Source organism: Serratia sp. SCBI, from assembly GCF_000747565.1.
GTDB classification, from domain to species: Bacteria; Pseudomonadota; Gammaproteobacteria; order Enterobacterales; family Enterobacteriaceae; genus Serratia; species Serratia ureilytica.
Map to the genome: position 1 here is coordinate 2,451,958 of NZ_CP003424.1, position 20,157 is coordinate 2,472,114.

Annotated in this window: 23 protein-coding genes and 2 pseudogenes; 16 read left to right on the forward strand and 9 right to left on the reverse strand. The window is 57.8% G+C overall.

Going from position 1 to position 20,157, the window contains the following annotated elements; genetic code table 11:
• Window positions 1–3: 3 nt before the first annotated feature.
• Window positions 4–1,781, forward strand: a pseudogene (locus SERRSCBI_RS11480) (EAL domain-containing protein).
• 136 nt (window positions 1,782–1,917) lie between these two features.
• On the opposite strand, the gene SERRSCBI_RS11485 reads toward SERRSCBI_RS11480, so the two are convergent.
• Window positions 1,918–2,742: a LysR substrate-binding domain-containing protein gene (locus SERRSCBI_RS11485; protein WP_232230780.1), complete on the reverse strand. Its 825-nt coding sequence runs from the start codon at window positions 2,740–2,742 to the stop codon at window positions 1,918–1,920.
• A 181-nt stretch (window positions 2,743–2,923) separates the two neighbouring features.
• Here SERRSCBI_RS11485 and SERRSCBI_RS11490 point away from each other — a divergent pair, with 181 nt between their 5' ends.
• The 7 genes and pseudogenes from SERRSCBI_RS11490 to SERRSCBI_RS11515 all read left to right on the forward strand — a co-directional run bounded on the left by SERRSCBI_RS11490 (window position 2,924) and on the right by SERRSCBI_RS11515 (window position 9,393).
• Entirely contained in the window at window positions 2,924–4,096 is a 1,173-nt protein-coding gene (locus SERRSCBI_RS11490; protein ID WP_232230781.1) for a nitrate/nitrite transporter, read from the forward strand.
• A gap of 17 nt (window positions 4,097–4,113) precedes the next feature.
• Entirely contained in the window at window positions 4,114–5,256 is a 1,143-nt protein-coding gene (locus SERRSCBI_RS11495; RefSeq protein ID WP_232230782.1) for an FAD-binding oxidoreductase, read from the forward strand.
• Between the two features lie 33 nt (window positions 5,257–5,289).
• Window positions 5,290–5,712: pseudogene (locus SERRSCBI_RS24530) on the forward strand (phosphotransferase); the annotation flags it as partial.
• Window positions 5,713–5,735: 23 nt separating this feature from the next.
• Window positions 5,736–6,071 carry a hypothetical protein gene (locus SERRSCBI_RS24535; protein WP_049866679.1) on the forward strand — a complete coding sequence of 112 codons (336 nt, stop codon included), beginning with the start codon at window positions 5,736–5,738 and terminating at the stop codon, window positions 6,069–6,071.
• 233 nt (window positions 6,072–6,304) lie between these two features.
• Complete coding sequence (locus tag SERRSCBI_RS11505) at window positions 6,305–6,622, forward strand: cupin domain-containing protein (RefSeq protein WP_042784500.1); 318 nt, start codon at window positions 6,305–6,307, stop codon at window positions 6,620–6,622.
• Window positions 6,623–6,979: 357 nt separating this feature from the next.
• Complete coding sequence (locus SERRSCBI_RS11510) at window positions 6,980–7,771, forward strand: helix-turn-helix domain-containing protein (RefSeq protein ID WP_033643079.1); 792 nt, start codon at window positions 6,980–6,982, stop codon at window positions 7,769–7,771.
• Between the two features lie 86 nt (window positions 7,772–7,857).
• On the forward strand, window positions 7,858–9,393 hold the full coding sequence (locus tag SERRSCBI_RS11515) for a phospholipase D family protein (protein WP_042784501.1): 1,536 nt from the start codon (window positions 7,858–7,860) through the stop codon (window positions 9,391–9,393).
• On the opposite strand, the gene SERRSCBI_RS11520 is transcribed toward SERRSCBI_RS11515, so the two are convergent.
• Both SERRSCBI_RS11520 and SERRSCBI_RS11525 read right to left on the reverse strand, forming a co-directional pair.
• Complete coding sequence (locus tag SERRSCBI_RS11520; RefSeq protein WP_049866680.1) at window positions 9,374–9,730, reverse strand: thioredoxin family protein; 357 nt, start codon at window positions 9,728–9,730, stop codon at window positions 9,374–9,376. The genes SERRSCBI_RS11515 and SERRSCBI_RS11520 overlap by 20 nt on opposite strands.
• Window positions 9,727–10,143, reverse strand: a complete 417-nt coding sequence (locus tag SERRSCBI_RS11525; RefSeq protein ID WP_232230783.1) for an MAPEG family protein — start codon at window positions 10,141–10,143, stop codon at window positions 9,727–9,729. Before SERRSCBI_RS11525 ends, SERRSCBI_RS11520 begins: the two co-directional genes overlap by 4 nt.
• 192 nt (window positions 10,144–10,335) lie before the next feature.
• Between SERRSCBI_RS11525 and SERRSCBI_RS11530 the strand changes: the two genes are divergently transcribed.
• Window positions 10,336–10,650: a helix-turn-helix transcriptional regulator gene (locus tag SERRSCBI_RS11530; RefSeq protein ID WP_042784504.1), complete on the forward strand. Its 315-nt coding sequence runs from the start codon at window positions 10,336–10,338 to the stop codon at window positions 10,648–10,650.
• A gap of 30 nt (window positions 10,651–10,680) precedes the next feature.
• Here SERRSCBI_RS11530 and SERRSCBI_RS24125 read toward each other — a convergent pair whose 3' ends face one another.
• Complete coding sequence (locus SERRSCBI_RS24125) at window positions 10,681–11,094, reverse strand: energy transducer TonB (protein ID WP_071883550.1); 414 nt, start codon at window positions 11,092–11,094, stop codon at window positions 10,681–10,683.
• Between the two features lie 293 nt (window positions 11,095–11,387).
• Here SERRSCBI_RS24125 and SERRSCBI_RS11535 point away from each other — a divergent pair, with 293 nt between their 5' ends.
• Window positions 11,388–12,473, forward strand: coding sequence for an NAD(P)-dependent alcohol dehydrogenase (locus SERRSCBI_RS11535; protein WP_042784506.1), 1,086 nt, complete (start codon window positions 11,388–11,390; stop codon window positions 12,471–12,473).
• A 43-nt stretch (window positions 12,474–12,516) separates the two neighbouring features.
• Here the strand turns inward: SERRSCBI_RS11535 and SERRSCBI_RS11540 are convergent, their stop codons facing one another.
• The 3 genes from SERRSCBI_RS11540 to SERRSCBI_RS11550 form a co-directional block, all read right to left on the reverse strand.
• The gene (locus tag SERRSCBI_RS11540; protein ID WP_042784507.1) at window positions 12,517–13,458 is read right to left on the reverse strand and encodes a sugar phosphate isomerase/epimerase; all 942 of its coding nucleotides are present in this window, start codon (window positions 13,456–13,458) and stop codon (window positions 12,517–12,519) included.
• A gap of 10 nt (window positions 13,459–13,468) precedes the next feature.
• Window positions 13,469–14,644: a Gfo/Idh/MocA family protein gene (locus tag SERRSCBI_RS11545; protein WP_042784508.1), complete on the reverse strand. Its 1,176-nt coding sequence runs from the start codon at window positions 14,642–14,644 to the stop codon at window positions 13,469–13,471.
• A gap of 67 nt (window positions 14,645–14,711) precedes the next feature.
• Window positions 14,712–15,635, reverse strand: coding sequence for a substrate-binding domain-containing protein (locus SERRSCBI_RS11550; RefSeq protein WP_042784510.1), 924 nt, complete (start codon window positions 15,633–15,635; stop codon window positions 14,712–14,714).
• Between the two features lie 318 nt (window positions 15,636–15,953).
• On the opposite strand from SERRSCBI_RS11550, the gene SERRSCBI_RS11555 reads away from it, so the two are divergent.
• From SERRSCBI_RS11555 to SERRSCBI_RS24735, 4 genes are all read left to right on the forward strand, one after another.
• Window positions 15,954–16,964, forward strand: a complete 1,011-nt coding sequence (locus SERRSCBI_RS11555) for a LacI family DNA-binding transcriptional regulator (RefSeq protein ID WP_042784511.1) — start codon at window positions 15,954–15,956, stop codon at window positions 16,962–16,964.
• A gap of 39 nt (window positions 16,965–17,003) precedes the next feature.
• Window positions 17,004–17,279, forward strand: coding sequence for a hypothetical protein (locus SERRSCBI_RS24130; RefSeq protein ID WP_198036338.1), 276 nt, complete (start codon window positions 17,004–17,006; stop codon window positions 17,277–17,279).
• Between the two features lie 277 nt (window positions 17,280–17,556).
• A complete protein-coding gene (locus SERRSCBI_RS25355; RefSeq protein WP_369795925.1) occupies window positions 17,557–17,763 on the forward strand; it encodes a hypothetical protein in 207 nt (68 codons plus the stop codon).
• Window positions 17,764–17,769: 6 nt separating this feature from the next.
• Window positions 17,770–18,159 carry a hypothetical protein gene (locus SERRSCBI_RS24735; RefSeq protein WP_156965099.1) on the forward strand — a complete coding sequence of 130 codons (390 nt, stop codon included), beginning with the start codon at window positions 17,770–17,772 and terminating at the stop codon, window positions 18,157–18,159.
• Window positions 18,160–18,399: 240 nt separating this feature from the next.
• Here the strand turns inward: SERRSCBI_RS24735 and SERRSCBI_RS11570 are convergent, their stop codons facing one another.
• Window positions 18,400–18,615: a hypothetical protein gene (locus tag SERRSCBI_RS11570; protein ID WP_042784513.1), complete on the reverse strand. Its 216-nt coding sequence runs from the start codon at window positions 18,613–18,615 to the stop codon at window positions 18,400–18,402.
• A 24-nt stretch (window positions 18,616–18,639) separates the two neighbouring features.
• On the opposite strand from SERRSCBI_RS11570, the gene SERRSCBI_RS11575 reads away from it, so the two are divergent.
• Window positions 18,640–19,017, forward strand: coding sequence for a VOC family protein (locus SERRSCBI_RS11575; RefSeq protein WP_042784515.1), 378 nt, complete (start codon window positions 18,640–18,642; stop codon window positions 19,015–19,017).
• Window positions 19,018–19,099: 82 nt separating this feature from the next.
• On the opposite strand, the gene SERRSCBI_RS11580 is transcribed toward SERRSCBI_RS11575, so the two are convergent.
• Window positions 19,100–19,558, reverse strand: a complete 459-nt coding sequence (locus SERRSCBI_RS11580) for a YbaK/EbsC family protein (RefSeq protein WP_042784516.1) — start codon at window positions 19,556–19,558, stop codon at window positions 19,100–19,102.
• 169 nt (window positions 19,559–19,727) lie between these two features.
• Here SERRSCBI_RS11580 and SERRSCBI_RS11585 point away from each other — a divergent pair, with 169 nt between their 5' ends.
• On the forward strand, window positions 19,728–20,153 hold the full coding sequence (locus SERRSCBI_RS11585; protein WP_033650381.1) for a DUF2231 domain-containing protein: 426 nt from the start codon (window positions 19,728–19,730) through the stop codon (window positions 20,151–20,153).
• Window positions 20,154–20,157 lie beyond the last annotated feature (4 nt).

Consider the following 20,157-nt stretch of genomic DNA (forward strand, 5'->3'; position numbering starts at 1 on the left):
CCAATGTTACGACATCTCAGTAAGAACGAAGACGAGCGCCTGGCGGCCATCGATGCGCTGGCGGGGTTGGGCGCCGGCCATGACGACGCGATCCATCAGGTGCTGACGATCACCCGCAAGCTGTTACAGGCCGAGGGTTGCCTCATTTACCTGCACGGAACGCGCAAGATTTGGATCCGCGAGCACATTGACGTCGGGTTCGAGGAGATCGATTTCGTCAGCCCCTTGTTCAATTTCGTTCGTCTGAGCGGCGAGGCGTTGATTTGTCCGGACACCCATGCGGATGAACGCTTTGCCTCGGATCCCATGGTCAACGGCGCCGCGGCGATCCGCCACTGCGCCGCCATCCCGCTGTGCACCCGCGAAGGCTATACGATCGGCGCGTTCTGCCTCGTGGGTTCGCAGCCAAAGCATCTGACTCGCCGTCAGGTCGAACTGCTGCGCAGCATGGCCACCATCGTCGGCGAGTTGATTGAAGCGCAGAGTGAGGTCGGCCTGGTCGATGCCATCACTCGCTTGCCCAATCGACAGCGGCTGATGGGTGAACTCGGCAATTTACCGGACACGGGCAAATACGCGTTATTGCTGTTCGATACGATAGATATCCAATACGCCTACGAGATGGCGCGTTCCTTCGGCCTGTCTACGGTAGAGTTACTGCTGGGGGATATCAGCCATTTCCTGAAAGAGACGTTTCTCAGTGAGCGCATGCTGTACAGCATCGCGCCCGGACGTTTCGCCGTCATTATCGAGGCGCAGCACATGCTGCAGGCGAAGCGCGATCTGTTGCGTTGCGCCGACCGTTTGCATCACGAAGTGAGAGGCGCCGTGCCGCTGCGCCTGGAGCTTAATGCCGGTTATGCGTTGTTTTCCGCGCCGCATGCCGATCCTCCCGAGATTTTGCGCCAGGCGACCAGCGCGCTGCATGATTCGATTGACGAGGGGCGAGCCGTCTCCCTCTATAGCGAGCCGAAGGATGCGGCGCGCAAGCATAATTTCAATATTTTTAATGAGTTGGCGCAGAGTCTGAAGGAAGATAATCGCGGGCTATTTTTGGAATACCAACCGCAGATTGATTTGGCGAGCGGCAGGATCGTCGGCGCGGAAGCATTGCTGCGTTGGCGGCATGAACGTTGGGGGCGATCCCGACGGGGGAGTTCATTCCGCTGGTGGAAAATACCTCGCTGATCAAACCGTTGACCGAGTTTGTCATCGCGCAGTCGATTGAACAGTTGTTGTTGATGCGTGAAGCGGGGATCGCGTTTCCCATCTCGATCAACGTGACGGCCGGCAATCTGGCCGAGCGGCACTTTGCGGCGCGGTTGAATGAAGCCATCACCCGGCGCGGGCTGCAGGCGGGGGACATTGAGATAGAGTGCCTGGAGTCGCAACGCATTCAGGAAAGCAGCGCGGCGTTGGCCTGTCTGCATGCGCTCAAGGCCAACGGGCATCGCATCGCGCTGGATGATTTCGGCGCCGGCTACAGCAATTTAAACTATCTGCGCCATATCCCCGCCGACGTCGTCAAACTGGACGCCTCCCTGATAAGACTGCTGAAGAGCGATGCGGACAGCCGCATCATCGTGCAAAGCATCATCGATATGCTGCATAAACTCAACTATGAAGTCTTGGCGGAAGGGGTGGAAGACCTGGAGTCGCTCCACTACCTGACCGAGTATCGGTGCGATGTCGTACAGGGCTTCTATTTTTCACCGGCGGTGACGTTGGAAAAGCTGTGCGCGCTCGTCGACATTCACGGGCAGCAGCGGCGAAATGCCTGAGGCAGCGCCGCTCATGGCGCGCCAACCGGAAATCGCCGGCGATTCTCACCCAGGCGCAGGCCATGACTGTCCGTCAATGTCGTCACCCGGTCAGGCCTGGTAAGTGCGCAGCCAGGCGGCGAATGTTCTCACGACGTCATCGTCCCGGTCGCGCAGCAGCAGAGAATAGACGCCGGTTCGGATGGTCAGCGTCGGGAAAGGCGACACCAGTCGGCCGGACGACAGGTGTTTGGCGCAGAACAAATAAAGGCACAACGGCCAGCCCCAGGCCGTCTTCGGCCGCCTGAATGGCGGCGAAGGTATGATCGAGCGTGAGCGGCGGCGGCGAAGCGTCCAGCGCCGTCGGATAAGCATTCAGCCAGCTGCGCCACAAATCTTCCCGGGCACGGATGCGGATGGCGGTATGCTCGCCAAGCGTGTCCGGCTCAATGACCGGTCTGGCGTGCAGATAGCTCTGGCTGCAGACCAGCAGGCTGTCTTCCTGCAGGAAAGGGATCGCTTTCAGCCCGGAGAAGTGCGCGGGATCGCGCCGGATCGCCACGTCAAACGGCGTATTGCGATCGACGGCGCCGATGCCGGTGGTGATATCAATCGCGACCCCCGGATGACGCTCATTGAATGCCGCCAGCTTCGGCATCAGCCAGTGCATGGTGAACGTCGGCAGGCTGTGCACCACCAGCCGCTGCTGGCCGGCGCTCGCTTTCAGCGCGCTCTCCGCAGCAAACAGTTCGCCGATGACCCGGGACGCGGTGCGGGAAAAGTTCTCACCGGCCTGCGTCAGCCGCACGGATTTGTGTCCGCGATAAAACAGCGTGATCCCCAGCTGTGCTTCGAGACTGCGAATATGGCGGCTGACCGCGCCGGTGGTGAGAAACAGCTCATCCGCAGCGGCGCTGAAGCTGCCGAGACGGGCGGCGGCTTCGAAAGCGGACAGGTGCGGCAGGGAGTGGATTTTTTTCATAGGTTGAGTCTAGCTCAACCAAATGGGGGAAGAAAGATCGTTTGTCAGCCTTTGATTTTGCTCACTATGATGAGGCATCTCCTTCTGATTGCTGAGTTTATGATGCGGATCTTTTGGCTATCGGTCATGCGTGTTAATGGCGTTATTCTCCCCCTGCGGTTGGCAGGGAGGCGGCGCTGAAATGCGGGCTTTTTATCTGCTTTGCGTGAGCCGGGCGGGTCTGTGTCTGGGCACCATGATGTTCGCCGGCGCGCTGCCGACCATCAGGAGCGAGTGGCAGCTCGACGCCGCTTCCGCCGGCACGGTGCAGACGGTGTTCAGCCTGACCAACGCCCTGGCGTTGCTGGTGGCTTCCTGGTGGTGTGATTCGTTGGGCGCCCGCCGGGTTTATCTGCTGTTCTCCTGGCTGGGTGCCGGTGCGCTGATGCTGTTCGCCGTATTTGCCCATTCTTATCTCAGCGCGTTGGTGTTGATGGCCTTCGTCGGTTTGACGCAGGGCGGGGCTTATACGCCGGCGCTGCTGTTGGCGATGGGGATGAACGGTCCGGCGCGGCGCGGTTATGCCATCGGCATGGTGCTGGCGGCCAGTTCGTTGGGGTATTTTCTGTCGGTTTTCATCGCCGGTTGGAGCGCCATGCGCTGGGGCGCCGGCGTGGCGTTTTCTCTGTGCGCCGCCGGTGCGTTACTGGGAGTGCTGGCGGGATCGTTGGCCCTGGTCGGTTATCGGGAACCGCAACCGCGCACGCTGGGGAGGAAGACGAAACGTGAAAGCTATGCTATCACCTACGCGACCCTGCTGTTGCTGATCGGGTATATCGCCCACAGCTGGGAACTGCTCGGCAACTGGGCCTGGGCGCCCAGCCTGGTCAGCGAGGCGTTGAGCGGTTTCTCTCTGGATCCGCTCAGCGCCGGATTGATCGTCGCGGCGGTGATCCACCTGGCCGGCATGATCGCCACGCTGATTGTCGGCACCGTTTCCGACTATTTCAATCGCGCGTCGGTGCTGATGTTTATGGGTGCCGCCGGCGCGTTGGGTTCGCTGCTGATGGGAGGGTCGGCGAACTGGGGGCCGTGCTGGACGCTGCTGCTCGTCAGCATCGGCAGTTTCTTTATTCTCGGCGACTCCGGCGTGCTGTCGGCCGCGATGGCGGACAACGTGCCGCCGCAACAGCTCGGCAGCGTGATGGGCTGGCGATCGTTGCTGGGGTTCGGCATCGGTTCGTTCGCCCCTTTCTCCTTTGGCGTGGTGATGGATACCACCCACAGTTGGGGCGCGTCTTATGCCGTATTGGCCTGCGGTGGCGGGGTAGCCTGTCTGGCGGCCTGCTTGCTTTGGCGACAACATTTGAAATGAGGTACGGACATCATTAAATGAATGGAACATCATCACGCATTGTTATCGTGGGCGCCGGGATTGTCGGGGCATCGATCGCCTATCATCTCGCGCGTCAGGGGCAGCGCGTTATCGTCGTTGAGCAGGCGTATCCCGCGGCGGGGGCCACAGGCAGCTCGTTCGGCTGGATCAGCGAAGGCGTGCCAGAGGGCGCTCCAGACGCGTTTCTGCGGCGCGAGATCGTGGCTGACTGGGTGCGGCTGACGCAGGAGATCCCGGCATTGTGGGTGAATTGGTCCGGCGCGCTCAGCTATGGTCAGGCGCCGGCGACGCAAAACCCCGGCAATCGGCGTCTGTCCTCCGCCGAGGTGATGGCGCTGGAGCCGGCGCTCGGGCGGCCCGATAGCCAGGCCTATTTTGCGGCGCGCGATGGCGCGGTCGATCCGCAAGAAGTGACACAGCGGCTGCTCGAACGGGTAGGCGCGTTGGGCGGCGAGTTGCTTCTGGGACGTGCGGTCAGCGGATTTCTGCGCGAGGCCGGTGGTCAGATAACCGGCATCGTTACCGAGGAGGGCGCGATCGCCGCCGAACGGGTAGTGCTCGCCTGCGGTACGGGGATCTCGGCGCTGCTGGACGGCAGCGAATTCTCGTTGCCGATCGAGGCGTCGCCGGCAATTTTGTTGCGCTATCACGCGGCGGCGCAGGCGGTGAACACGCTGATTGCGGGCGACGACATCGAAGTGCGTCATGCGCAAAATGGCGATCTGCTCGCGGCGGAGGATTATCCTGCGGGCGGCGATGTCAAACGCGTGGAAGAGGACGCGCGATCGGCGATTCAAAACCGCCTGCACGGCTCGGCGCCATTGCAACTGCAGGCGTGTTCGGTGGGGCTGCGCCCCAGGCCGCGCGACGGTTATCCTATCCTCGGGCCGCTGGGCGCCACCTGTCTCTATGTGGCGGTGATGCATCCGGCCGTGATGTGCGCTCCGACGTTGGGTCGGCTGGTCAGCGACGAGCTGTTGCACGGCGTTAATCCCGCCATTCCTCACGGTTACCGCCCGGCGCGATTTATTGATGATGGGGGTGAAGGGGGGATATCATCGCGATTGCCGGTCGGTTCGCGCTGGATACCGCGCAGCCGCCGCTCAGTCTTTATCCCTATGCGCCGGTTTATAAGATAGGGGAGCACGTCCTGAAGCGCACCCGTCGAAGCCCGGGCGCTGGCGGCGTATCTCACCGCGTTGCATCGTCAGGGCGTTGACGTCGTGGCGCCGACGGCCTGTCCGCAAGAGATAGCGGGCAGTATGTGGGTGGTTTATCCCTTTGTGGCGGGAGAAAAATATGCGGGCCGCGATGAGCAGATTATCGCGGCGGGCAGGCTGTTGGGAAGGATCCACGCGTTATCTTCGGCAGACAATAACGCCGGGCTGGCGGTTTATGACGAGTATGCACTGACTGAATACGATATCTCAGCGGATCTGGACGAGATCGCCAGTCATGCGGCAAGCCAGGGGCTGACGCTCGACATCGAGGCGCTAAAAACGCGTATGCTGCAGATTGCCGGGCGGCAGACGGCGCTTAGCGCACGGGATCTCCCTTGCGTGGAACGCCCTATGACTTTAAAGCCGATAATCTGATTTATGTCGCGCAGGATAGGCCAGTGCTGATCGACCCCGATAACGCGCTGTTTTTGCCGCGCGTGTTCGATCTGGCGCTGGTCCTGCTGCTGTTCCACAACGCACTGGACTCGGCGCCCGACCGCGTGTTCACCGTACGGGAATGGCGGCTGTTTTTGACGGGGTACGGTGAGTCTGTCGCGTTGACGGCCGGCGAAGTGCAAAGCTGGCATCAGGCGGTAGAGCATCTGTTTCTCGACGAAGTCCTGTGGCTGATGGCGGACTTTGCCGATGGCTGGCGCGATCCTCGGCAAACGGCGCTGTTCTTCTCTCTGATCGGGCTGCTGGATAATCTTTCCGACTACGGATTAACACCGTAATGCGCTCAACGTTGCAGTGGTTTTTTGCGCCGTTGGCGAGGCTCTTATATATTTATTAGCATGCCTGAGGCAGGTTAGGCATGAAGCGGTGGCCGTACAGGCCGCTGCAAGCACGACAGTTAATCCGTTCGCCAAGAGGCTGCGAGACGGTGCTTTCGGTAGGGACAGCCGCCAAACGTTTTTACGGCGACCGAAGGCGGAGCAGCTACTCACAGGTCACGAGGACACTTACCATGCATAAGAGAACACTGGCGTCACTGCATTACGAAAACATGCCTTACGATGGGGTGCGCTTTCATATTTTGAAACGGGAGACGCCGGGCCATACGGCGTTGCTGAAGCTGGATGCGGGCAGCCGACAACCGGCGCGTTTTCATCCGGGATGGGTGAAACTGATGGTGCTGAGCGGTGAACTGAAGGTTGACGAGCAGACGCTGCAACCTCATGAGATGTTAATCATTCCTGCCAATACCGCCTATACGGTAGAGGCCATAACGGAAGTGATTTGTCTGGCAATTTCCGAGCTGGACGGCGCCGAACTGGCCCGTTGACGTATTGACAAGAAGGGATAGCGGAGAGCCTAGGCGCTCTCCCTATCCATTCAGCATTGAGCCGCCCCCCAGGCTAAGCTACCTGCTGACTAGGCATAAACCTCCTGATTCAATCCACCGCGCTTTCCCTTTCCATCACTTTCGGCCTCCGTCGCCCCCGCAACGTTGCCGCCATTGTGCAGCGCATGCACAATGTCATCGCCCCGTTACCACGCAGAACGATGAAATGTGGGTGTCATAGTGAGTTTATTCGCATAAGGCCCCTGGTGTGGCTTGCGAGAACGTCACTATATGGAGGATCATGCGGCCTCTCTATCAAATAAAAGACATTCGCGTTATCAAAAGGGACAAACGACCATGGGATTCGAAGTCGACAACGCCGAAACGAAACGCATCAACCTGAGCAGCCACGAGAATTCCTCGTTCGAGGTGACAGGGCTGGTGAAACACTATCCGGCAGGCTTTGTCGTTCCTTTCCACTCGCATAAACGTTGCCATTTGCTCTATTCGCAACAGGGAGTGATGGCGGTCGAGGCGGGCAGCGGGCGTTGGATCGTGCCGCCAACCACCGCGGTCTGGCTGCGGCCGGGGGTGGAGCATCAGTTGGTCATGCAGAGCAATATCTGCGTTTACGGGATTTTTGTCGATGAATTCACCGCCGCGCGGTTGCCGTTGCGCGACGGCGTTTTGCAGGTGTCACCGCTGCTGCGGGAGCTGATTGCCCAACTGGCGACGCTGGCACCCGAGGGCGAGGAAACCAAACGCCACGCGCTGCTCAGAGCGCTGTTCCTCGAGGAACTGAGCCTGCAGCCGCAGCTGGCGCTGCATCTCCCCTGGCCGATGGAAGCGAGAATGGCCGCCATTTGCCGGCAGTTGGTCATCACGCCGGCCGACGATCGCGGCATTGAGATCTGGGCAGATTCACTGTCGATCAGCGCGAAAACCTTCCAGCGTCACTTTACTCAACAAACCGGCATCACCTTTGGCCAGTGGAAACAGCGTCTGCGGCTGCTGTCGTCCATTCCGCTGCTGTTGGCCGGCCACTCCATCATACACGCCGCTTTCGAAAGCGGTTATGAGAGCCACAGCGCCTATTCGGTGGCGTTTAAAAAACTGTTTGGCGTTTCGCCTTCGCGCTTTACGCTATAGCCGTATTGCAGAGCGCGCTTCTCCTATAGATTGAAGCAACCTAATGACGTATAAAGCAAAGCAGTCAACCTCCGAGGCCGCTTCCCGTGATAAAAATTGTCGTGTACCTGATTATCGCCGTGACGATCGCCATTATTGCGGCAAGAGTCATCTTTCGTTTGCCGGATATTTCGCAGCGTCTGCCGCAGGCGGCATTGCCGGCGGATCCTGCCGCGCTATTGCCGGCGCGGGCCGCCGAACAGATGGCGGCGCATCCCGGCCTGAGCGGCGTGGTGCCGCTGGTCAGCGGCCACGATGCGTTCGCCAGCCGCCTGGCGTTGGCGCGGATGGCGGAAAGGTCGATCGATGCCCAGTACTATATCTGGCATAACGACACCTCAGGGCAGATCTTGCTGAAAACCCTGTATGACGCGGCTCAACGCGGCGTGCGTGTGCGGCTGCTGCTGGACGATAACGGCGTTGCCATGGATGAGACGCTGGCGGCGCTGAACGCGCAGAAAAACGTCGAGATCCGTCTGTTCAACCCGTCTACCGTGCGTACGCCGAAGCTGGCCGGTTACGCCTTCGACTTTATGCGCATGAACCGGCGCATGCATAACAAGTCCTACATCGTCGACGGCGCCGTGGCGATCATCGGCGGCCGCAACATTGGCGATGAGTATTTCCAGGTCGGCGACGAGAACTATTTCCTCGATCTCGACGTGTTGAGCGTCGGCAGCGTGGTGGCGGAGACCGCCGATGTCTTCGATCGCTACTGGAACAGCGCCTCGGTATTCGGCGTTGAGCAAATTATCCGGGGCCAGGGCAACCTCTCGGCATTCCTGTCGCAGGCCGCCGCAACCGAAACCAGCGAGCGCGCCCGTAAATTGGCGGTGCAGCTGGAAACCAGTGCGGTGCGCTTTCGCGATGGCGCCGTGCAGCCGGAATTCACCCAGGTAGAGCTGGTGGCCGACGATCCGGCGAAGGGATTGGGCAAAGCGTCGCGCGATCGCTTGATGGTGACGCAGCTGGGCAAGATCATCGGCGGCGTCAGCCGGCAATTGGATCTGGTCTCCGCCTATTTCGTGCCGGGGCGGGAAGGGGCAACCTTCTTTGAATCGCTCGCCAAGCAGGGAAAATCCATCCGCGTGCTGACCAACGCGATGAACACCACCGACGTGCTGGTGGTCCACGCCGGCTACGCCAAATACCGGCGTGAGCTGCTGCAGGCGGGCGTCGAGCTGTTCGAGCTGAAGCTGCGCGCCGGGCAACCGACGGGGCGCAAGGAACTCAAGCCGCTGGGGCTGTCCGGTGCGGCGCTGCATGCTAAAACCTTCGCCATCGATGACAAACGGGTGTTTATCGGCTCGTTCAATTTCGATCCGCGCTCGGCGCACCTGAACTGCGAAATGGGATTCTTGATCGATAGCCCGTCGCTGGCGGCCGACACCCGCCAACTGTTTGATGGCCCGCTCGAATACGCCGCCTATCGGCCGGTATTGACGCCCGAAGGCAAAATGGTGTGGAAAGAAGCCTTCGAAGACGGCCACACCGAGGTGCACCAGCAAGAACCCGGCGCCGGCTGGGTAAAACGCATCGTTCTTACCGTGGCCGGCTGGCTGCCTATCGAGTGGATGCTGTAACGCCGGCGAAGGCCGTCGCCACCCGGTGTAACAGCCGTTGCAAGGGAATCTCGCCCGCGATGATTGCGATGAGGCGCGCATCCTCAAACAGGGCGAGGGAGGGCGCGGATTTGATGCCGAACGCAGGGGCGACCGTCGGCGCCTGCGCGACGTCAATGCGGCCGAAGGCGATCTCGTTGGCGTGACGGTGCAGCTGTTCAACGATCCCCTGCATATTCTGACAAGGGCGGCACCAGGAGGCGGAAAAGTAGAGGATGGCCCGCTGCCCCTCGGGTTTGTCTGCGTCATAGAGGAAACGGGTCACCTCATGGGGCTCTGCCAGGTTCGTGATCGTCATGGCAGGCTCCTGACGATCTCTATCCCCATCCAAATCATCGTGACGATTTGCGTGAAAAAGAAAGCGAAGCGCCAGGTGGCGACTTTCTCCGTCTGCTCGAAACCGATGTGAACCAGACTCTGCGCCATGCGCGCGCCGAGCAGGGCCAGAGACAAGACATTCAGCGTCGTGCTTTCCACCTGAAATACGGCTATCGCTACAACGAGGGCGGTATAAACCGGCAAATTTTCAATGCAGTTGCGATGCGCCGCAATGGCGCGCTGGTAGCCATCGCTGCCCTGCGGTTTGTTCGCTTGCCATTCGCTGACCGTGGCGCGGCCGGTTAAAATTCGGGACCAGCGATAAACGCCGACGGTGCCTAATAGAATCAATAATGTCCAGCCGGCAAACGCCAGCAACACCAGGGTTGGCATATTCATAACGCATTCTCACTTGTGTTGGGAAAGAGCCTGCGGCCTCAGGGAGAGCCGCTCGGCTTGAATACAAGGCTATATTAGAATTGTATAAATTAGCAATAACTAATTTAACAGGTACTAATGTAATGCTGTGCCGGCGCCTGAAAGCCGCTATAATGCGGCTGAATGATGACGGGGCCGTGATTGACCATGAATGCAAAAGCTAAGCAGGATCCCTTTTTGAATGAAGGGGCGATTGAGGCCGCCAGGCTGTTGAAAGCGATAGGCAACGAACACCGTTTGCTGGTGCTTTGCCTGCTATTGAAACACGATGAGATTGCCGTGGGGGAGCTTCAACAGTTGGTGCCGCTCAGCCAATCGGCGCTGTCGCAGCACCTGGCGAAAATGCGCAATGAAGGTCTGGTAACGTACCGACGCGAAGCGCAAACCCTGTTTTACCGTATCGATAACCCAAACGTGGCGAAAGTGATCGCCACGCTCAGAGAGATTTACGCGCCGAAGTGAACAGGGTGTTGATCGCCGGCCGAGATTCGCTTATCGGTTGGTTTCTGCATCACCAGAGAGTTTAAAAGTAAACAATGCCGTTTCATGAATGCGGCCCGGTATCCAGCAGCTGCGTGCAATGGCGCTTTTGGTGTCGCGATAGAACTCTGGAGTGCCCGTCAGCACGATATTTCTGGCTTTACCCTTATCATCAACATCAAACGTTGCGCTCACTTCGCCTTCGCGTTTTTCTGCCTTCGCAGAGGCGGAATAGTGCGGCCGCTCATAAAAAACTTGTCCGTCGCATCCCAGGTTAGGCGGTTGCTTTGCCGTTGGAACATCGCTGCCTGCACGCCAGGCATAAACGCAATCATTCACCGCACTGGCTTTTTCACAGCCATCGGGTTGCATTGGCGCGCAGCCGGCGAGTGCCAGACCAAGCGCGAGAAGGGTGAATCGTGGCATTGCGTTCCCTGCATGATTTATCACTCAGATAACGCATATTTTCCCTCAGCCTGGGGTATTTAGAAAGAGAAATTATGCAACGTCTGTCAATGTAAAGCGGCCGTGTTTTTCATCAGGGTGATAAAGCGGATTTCACTGGACGTCATATTATTTAATTATATTTTTAATATTATTCACTGGCAGCTATTACTGGTGATTTTAATTATATCGGAAGGTATTAAAATCGGAAAAAACGGTCTATTGGATTATTCTTTTCTGTAACCACTTCGACAGAAACCAAAGGATCTTCCGCTATGCGCATGATGAAAGCCGCTGCCTTTATCGAAAAGGGCCGGATAGAACTTGTTGAAAAACCTATTCCTTCTCCTGGCCCCAATGATGCTTTGCTCAAAATAACCACGACGACGATCTGCGGCACGGATATTCATATCCTCAAAGGGGAATATGCGGTACCTCGTCTGCTGACCATTGGCCATGAGCCGGTCGGCATTATAGAAAAATTAGGAAGTAATGTTAAAGGCTTTCAAGAGGGACAGCGGGCATTGGCTGGGGCTATTTGTCCCTCATTCACCTCCTATTCTTGTCAGGGCGGTTTTCCCGCGCAGGACGGTTCTTATTTGCCCGAATGTCGTTGCCATGGATATAAAGCCACGGCGGGATGGCGCTTCGGCAACGTTATCGACGGCACCCAGGCTGAATATGTATTGGTGCCTGATGCTGAAGCCAATCTGGCGCCCATACCTGATAATCTGACGGATGAACAGGTGCTGATGTGTCCGGATGTGATGTCTACCGGATTCAAAGGGGCGGAAAACGCCAACATTAAAATTGGCGATACGGTGGCCATTTTCGCTCAAGGCCCGATCGGTTTATGCGCCACAGCGGGCGCTCGCCTGCAGGGCGCGAGCCTGATTATTGCCATCAGCAGCTCTCCTGAGAAGCTGATGATGGCGGGAAAGATGGGGGCAAACGTGTTGCTGAATTACAAGGAAACCGATGTGATTGATGAAATATTCAAGATTACGGCAGGGCGCGGTGTTGACGCCAGCATCGAGTGTTTGGGGACGCAAACCACCTTTAATCAGGCGCTGCGTGTCTTAAAACCCGGTGGGACCCTGTCGAGCCTTGGCGTCTATAGTGACGATATTCAATTGCCCGTAGAGGCGTTTGCCTATGGGTTGGGCGATCATACGATTCGGTCGGCTCTGTGCCCCGGCGGCAAGGAGCGAATGCGCAGAATGATGAACGTGATTCAGCATGGCAGTTTGGATCTCACGCCGTTCGTGACGCATCGTTTTCGGCTGGAGAATATTGTCGAGGCTTACCGCCTGTTCTCTGAAAAGCGCGATGGCGTGATTAAGTTGGCGATAACCCCGTAACGTGATGAACTCTGCGCAGCGGCCGTGGCCGCCGCGCAGGGGGTTATTGACTGATCGTCTGCTGCAGCGCCTGAACGGAAGAGGCGATGCCGGCATCGACCGACATGGTCAGGTCTTCCATTTCCAGCGACACCCAGTCGTTGTAGCCCATCATGCGTACCACCGAGAAGAATTCCTTCCACCACTGCAGATCCCTGCCGCAGCCGACGGCGACATAGTTCCAGGCCCGGCCGGCTACGTCGTCGATCGGTTTGGTCTCCAGCAGCCCGTTAACCTCGACGACGCCGCGCTCAAGGCGTACGTCTTTGCCGTGCACATGGTGAATGGCGGGCCCAAGGGCGCGGGCCACCGCGATGGGATCTGCGCCCATCCAGATCAAGTGGCTGGGATCGAGGTTCAGACCCACCATAGGGCCAACGGCCGCGCGCAGCCGGAACAACGTTTCCGGATTCCACACCAGCATGGCGCTGAAGTTTTCCAGCGCAAAGCGCTCGACGCCGCACGCTTTGGCCTGGGTGACCAGCGCCTGCCAATAGGGGATCGCCACTTCGTTCCATTGATAGTCCAAACAGTTTTTCACCGTCGGCGGCCAGCTGACGGTATAAGTGATCCAGTTGGGGATGGTGTCATGCGAGCTGGCCGGGGGCAGGCCGCTCATCATGACGATCTTTTTCACCCCCAACAGGCCGGCCAGCTCCAGCGTATTGTCGGTTTGCCGCAGATGACGCTGCCCCAGCTCGCCCGGATCGAGCGGATTGCCGGAGACATTGAGCGCGGCGATCTCCATGCCGCGGCTGGCCAGGGCCTGCTGCAGCTGCCGGCGTTTGGCCGGGTTGGCCAGCAGATCGTCGGTATCCAGATGGGGCGCCGGAGACCAGCCGCCGGTGGTCATTTCCACGCCGCGCACCCCCAGCTCCAGCAACCGATCCAGCATCGGCTCGAAGGGTAAATGGCCCAGGCTGTCGGTACAGAATGAAAGTTTCATGATGCTTTCCTTATCGGTAATTGACCCAGGTGGCGCCGTTGTCGGCGGAACGAACGCAGTTTTCAATCCAGCGCACGCCTTCTAACCCGGCATCGATATCCGGATAGATCAGCGTGGCCAGCGTTTGCCGATCGCCGCGCTGGCTGGCGCTGATGGCGATGGCGAACTTGAGGTAAATATTGGCCCAGGATTCGGCCAGGCCTTCGGTATGCAGCGCGCCGAGCCGCTCTTCGGCCAGCGCGCTGTCGTCCAGATAGGGCATGCCATGGTGCAGCGTTTGGTTGGGCCGCCCCTGGATCTCATAGCGCAATTCGCCGGGCGTGGAATCGCTCCATTGCAGGCTGGCGCGTGCGCCCACCACGCGAATGCTTTGGCTGTCCATCGCGCCCGCGTTGATGGCGGAGGCCCACATGCGGCCGACGGCGCCGTTTTCGTAGTGCATCAGCACCATGGCATTGTCTTCCAGCGGGGCGCGGGAAGGGATAAAGCTCTGGCGATCGCACAGCAGGGAGGCAATCTTCATGTCGGGCATGACCAGCTGTGAGATGTAGAAGGTGTGGGTAGAAATGTCGCCCAGCACAAAGGAGGGGCCGGCGATTTTCGGATCGACGCGCCACTTTTGCGCCTCGAACGTGTCCGCGCTTTCGTTGGCGTTGAAGCCATGGGTGTACTGCAATTCGACCATGCGTATTTCGCCGATGTCGCCGTTCGCGATCATGGCGCGCATCTGCATCAGCAGCGGATGCCCGGAGAAGCCGTAGGTTACGCCGACGATCAGGCCTTTCTCCGCTGCCAGCGCCTTGATTTCTCTCGCCTCCGCCGTAGTGAAGAACAGCGGTTTTTCGCAGATGACATGCAGGCCGGCATTCAGCGCGGCGCGCGTGATTTCATAGTGGGTGCCGTTAGGGGTGGCGATGGTCACCACCTCAACGCCATCTTCGCGGTTGGCCTCTTGTTTCAGCAACTGCTGATAGTCGTCATAGCAGCGTTCAGCGGGCACGCCGAGATTGACGCCAAACTCACGCCCGCGCGCCGCGTCGATATCAAAAGCGCCGGCAACCAGCCGATAGGCGGTATTGTCGCGCAGTGCGCCGGAACGGTGCTTGTAGCCCACCTGACTGAGGCGGCCGCCGCCGATCATCGCCCAACGCAGCGGGCGAGGGATGCTTCTTTCACCATTTAACATGCTGACTCCTGATACTGTGGCTTTGCACTCGGGTGCAAAGTGGGTTGAAAAAGAGAGTGGCAACGGTTTATTTCTGGTTCATTTGCGCAAATTGCGGGTAGTTTTCTCGCGTCACGGTGGCATAAGGCACCCAGTTGTAAGACTCGGTTTTGGCGTGATCCAACATCGCTCGGGTCACTTGCACCGCGCTGATCGCCTGGGCTTTGGCATCCTGGAAAATGGTCACCGCCAGGTCGCCGTTTTTGATAAATTGCAGGCCGTCGGGCGTGCCATCGATACCGGCAACCAGTACGCCGTTCTTTTTGGCCTGCTTCAGCGCCATGATCGCGCCGATGGCCATCTCATCGTTGTTGGCGGCGATCGCATCGATCGGTACGCCGTTCAGCAACCAGCCGGAGACCACGTCGACCGCTTCATTGCGTTGCCATTTCGCAGTCTGTTTCTCTACCACTTTCAGCTCTTTGTGTTTGGCGATCACCGCTTCCACCGCGCGGGTGCGCTCGCGGGTTTCTTCGTTGGAGAGGGCGCCCATCAGGATCGCCACGTTGCCGCGGTAATTCATTTTTTTCGCCAGGGCCTCCATCTGCAGGTGGCCGCTGAGCGCCGAATCGGAGCCGACGTAGGCCGTCGCGCCGCTCAGCGGCACTTCGGGTTTGCGGTTGACGAAGATAAGGGGGATAGCGGCGCGTTGGGCGGCCGCTATCATCGGCTGAACGCCTTGCGTATCGACCGGGTTAAGGATAATGGCGCCCACGCCCTGATTAATCAGATCGTCAACCTGCTGCACCTGCAGGGCGACATCGCCTTTGGCATCAACGAACTGGCCTTGCAGCTGCTGCGCAACCAGTTCCCGCGCCATTTGGATGCGCAGGATGGAGACGAAGTTGAGATCGAAGTTGGCCAACGCCACGCCGACCTGGTAGCTCTTGGCCTGGGCGGTCACGACAAACAGCGAGCAGGCTAACATCAACAACAGTCTGGTTTTTTTCATTACGGTATCCTGTTGAGAAGAGAGGTGTTATGTAAAATCAGTTCTTTTGCAACCGGGTGCAAAGCAAGAGACAAAACGGCGATGAGTCTCTGAATGCCACCGTGAATGTCGGCCATGGATAAAATTTGGTCAACAGGGGAAAGGTGAAAACAGCGCGGACGATCACAAACTCTTTATGTTTTGCACCCGGTTGCATAACAAATTGCAATCGGGTGCAAAAACGGGACATAATCGCAGCAGGTATGCCGGCAGGCGCTTAGGGGATCTGAGCGAGCAGGGTTATAGTGTGACTTCACCGAAGCAGGGATCGACGCAACCATGACGAAACACCACAAAGCCACCGCCAGCGACGTCGCCGAAAAGGCCGGCGTCTCTAAATGGACGGTATCGCGCGCCTTTACGCCCGGTGCGTCGATCTCAGACAACGCGCGTGAAAGCGTGTTGGCGGCGGCGGCCGAGCTGGGCTATCGACCCAATCTGCTGGCGCGCAGCCTGTCGCAAAAACGCACGCACATCATCGGCGTGGCCATCGACGAGATGAAGAACCCGCATTCGATGATGATGCTCGATATGGTCACCAAACAGCTGCAAGCCCGCGGCTATATGGCGCTGCTGCTGAACATCACCGCCGGGGAAAACTACCGGGCGGTGATGGCGATGGCCGATCAGCTGCAGGTCGATGGCATTCTGTTCCTGGCGACGGTGTTAACCCAAGAGTGGGCGGCGATCGCGCAAGATCTGCATCAGATCCCGCTGGTGCAGGTATGCCGCAATACGGAAAGTGAACATATCGATGTGGTCAATATCGACGGCTATCGTGCCGGCGAAGAGATCGCCGCGCTGCTGATAGAACAAGGTCATCGCCGCTTTGGCTATATGAAGGGGCCGGATACGCAAAGCAGCCATTTGCTGCGCATGGAAGGCTACCGCGATAGGCTGATAACCTCTGGCTTTCAGCTGGATCGGGTGCTCACGGCTGGCCACTACGATCGCCAACGCGGTTTCCAGCTGATGAGCGAATACCTTCAGGCAACGCCGGAAAGCGAGCGGGTTGAGGCGCTGTTCTGCGAGAACGACGTGTTGGCGCTGGGGGCGCTCGAAGCGCTCAGGCAAGTGGCACCGTCGTCTTCGATGGCCGTGGTAGGTTTCGACGATATCGACGAGGCCGGATCAGCCAACTGGGCGCTGACCAGCTACAGCCAACGCATCGATCGGCTGGTCGAGGAGGCCTTGAATCGCCTGATCGACAATCGCGCCACGGCAGACGACGCCTGGCGGCATGGGGAATTGCGGGTTCGGCGGTCGCATTTGGCTGGGAAACCGGCGTAAGGATTTCTTTTTGTGTGACACTGTCACTATTGAGGCTTGATGAGAGCACATCGAGATGGAAAGAAGAAACTCTATAGAAGAGAAAGCGTTGCATCCAGAGGCCCCATCGCCAGCGGTGGCGAGTACCGCTGGGGGCGCCATGGCAAACAGGCGGACGATGAGCCGTTGCCGCTGCGTGAAAGTATGCATGGGCGGATACAACATGGCATGGATTACACGCCGCTATTTCAATTTTTGCTCAGTAAAGTGGGCCAACCCTGGAATGAAGTACACAGTGAAGCGATTAGTCGGTTGGATAAAGAAGCGCCTATTTGAGAAGGAATCCTGGGAATAGTCAGGTTTCACGAGAGTCATTCTGGTGTAGATTGACTGCCGAAGTTTGCCAGATTTCACGTAGCGCGATCAAAAAGGAGGGCATTTTGACGCATTCTGCAAAGTTGTTTAGCCAAATCCAGATGCTTGAGGTTGAACTGCATCAGTCATCGGTGCGCCGCGATCCGCAGCGCGTCGCGGCATTGCTGCATGAAGACTTTGAAGAGATTGCTCGTCAGGTCTGCGTTATGACAAACGCCAGACCGTTGCGGCGCTGGAAATGGAAACTGAGCATCCGCAGATTGTTGCCGAAGGTTTTACGCTGGCGAAAATCAGTGAAGGCGCCGTGTTGCTGACGTATAAGAGTTTTCAACGCAACGCGCAGGGCAGCGCCATTCGTTGCACAGAACGGTCGTCGATTTGGATGCTGACGGAAAAGGCCGGTTGGCAAATGCGGTTTCATCAGGGCACACCGACCGAGGATTAAACTGAGGTGCTGAAACTGAACGGGCTGATGATGGGCTTAAACATAAAAAAGGTTAGCAGCTTGATAAGGCTTGAAGGTGAGGTGAGAAAGGACGGCCAGGCTAACGGCGGTGCGTACTCAATAATGCAATTTAACATAATATACATTATGCGCACCCATATGGTTATACGTGGATTCTGGCGTCCTGGCTTGATCATGGGTTTTCTCCTGTGGCCAACCATTTCAACGCACGTTACTCATGCCGTTGAACGAATTCGTTTTTCAGCTGGTCTTAAGCCGTCGAGTTTTCGCTGCAGGCTTCATTGCCATTGCCGCTTATTGCTGCGCGACACCATGATGTTTGCGCAAAAATCTCTGAACACCCAATGCCTGTCGCCTGTTCACTTCCTGCCGTAAATGCATGCATGTGAGGCATGCGCTTGCCGCTTCCCAGGATTTCGGCACTTGGCGTTCCAACGCCGCTTAACCTCCCAGCAAAATTATCAATCGTTGGTTTGGTCGCCAGCCAACTCTGCCGATGTGATGAACTGCCGTTAACACGCCAGCCAATATCTCGCGAAGTTTCAGCTTTATCACGTTCCACCCACTGAGGATCATAGATAAATGCGTTCTGTCATTAATGATGACCGGACATGCTTATAGCGACACATCTCTGCGGATATTGAGGCGAAATCCCCCCGCTTTTTTGATCGCGCTACGTGAAATCTGATAAAACATGGCTACTGCGATACTGCAGATTTCACCAAAACGCGCCATAAAAATGAACAACTTCTGCCTGTCAAATGCGTACTGGCGTTCGTCTTCACCGTTTCCGGTGGCCTTCATGGCGTTGGCTATACTGAATGGGAGCATTCTTCCACACTCCAGGACATCCCCATGTTTGACCATGTGAAATTTGGCGTCAGCGACTTTGCTCTGAGCAAAGCGTTTTTCCTTAATGCGCTGGCGCCGCTGGGCGTAAAGATCGTTGCCGAAGGTGAACCCGATTATGGCGTTGAGCTGTGTCCCGATCGGGGTAACGTGTCATTATGCCTGTTTCAGACCGATGAAAAACCGGCGCATCTGCACCTGGCATTTACCGCAAGCAGCCGTGAACAGGTCGATGCGTTCTATCACGCCGCGTTAAGCGCCGGCGGCAAAGATAATGGCGCGCCCGGTTTACGCCCCAATTATCATGCCCACTACTATGCGGCGTTTGTCATTGGTCCGGATGGCCATAATATCGAGGCGGTTTGCCACAACGCGAACGACTAGTTTTTCCCTTTTAAAACAGAAAATTACACAGAGGTAAAGACTCTAAATTTAACATAATGCATAGTGACGGTGTCACTATTAGTTACCCCGTCACGTCAATCCACTCCGCTCCCGTGATGCCGGCCAGCCGCTGTGGCGCAATTCTCACGCCAGAGTTATCGCTGCCGCCTGCCGGAAGCACTTCATCGAAAGCGCGCAGGCTATGATCGCAGTAGATCCTCACCGCCTCCGGTGCGGCAAAGGGACAAACGCCGCCGGGCGGATAGCCGGTTAATGCTTCAACCTCTTCCGCCGGCAACATACGCGCCTTCACGCCGAAGAATTGCTTGTACTTCTTGTTGTCGATTCTGGCAGTTCCCGCCATCACCAGCAGCACCACATCGCCGTTAACGCGAAACGAAAGCGTCTTGGCGATCTGCCCGCTCTCCACGCCAAAGGCTTCTGCCGCCAGCGCCACCGTTGCGGTGTTCTTTGCCAGCACCGTCACCGTCGTCTCCGGTGCGTGCTCGGCCAGAAAACGCTGAACGCGTTCTATGCTCATGCCCTGCCTCCTGATATTGCTAAGCCATTGATAATGCCGAAGTGATGGTTTCGGTTTTAACATCGCATGCTAAAAAATGAGAATCAAAATTGTTCAAATCGCTGGATCTGAACAAAGCTTTAAGGGGCCAATGGCCTTTTTACCCATCATTTTTCATGGAGATGCCTGCATGACCACGCAAACGACAGCAAGGCCCTCAGCGGCCGCAGTGGCCGTCTATGAATGGCTCAACCCGATACCTTACGGATTTTTCACCGCGGCGCTGATTTTCGACATCATTTATGCCTGTACCGCTAATATTCAGTGGGTCAATGGCGCAAGTTGGCTAATTGCCATCGGCCTGATTTTTGCCATCATTCCCCGCCTGATTAACCTGGTACAGGTATGGTTCGGCAGCGCTCGGCTGCGGGGATCGTCGGTCAAACTCCATTTCTGGCTGAATTTGCTGGCCATCGTTCTCGCCATTATCAACGCTTTCGTGCATAGCCGGGATGCGTATGCCGTGGTGCCCCAAGGCCTGGTGCTGTCTGCGATCGTGGTCGCGCTGCTCAGCCTGGCGAATATTCTGCTGGCCCTTGGCGCCCGCGCAAAATAAGGAG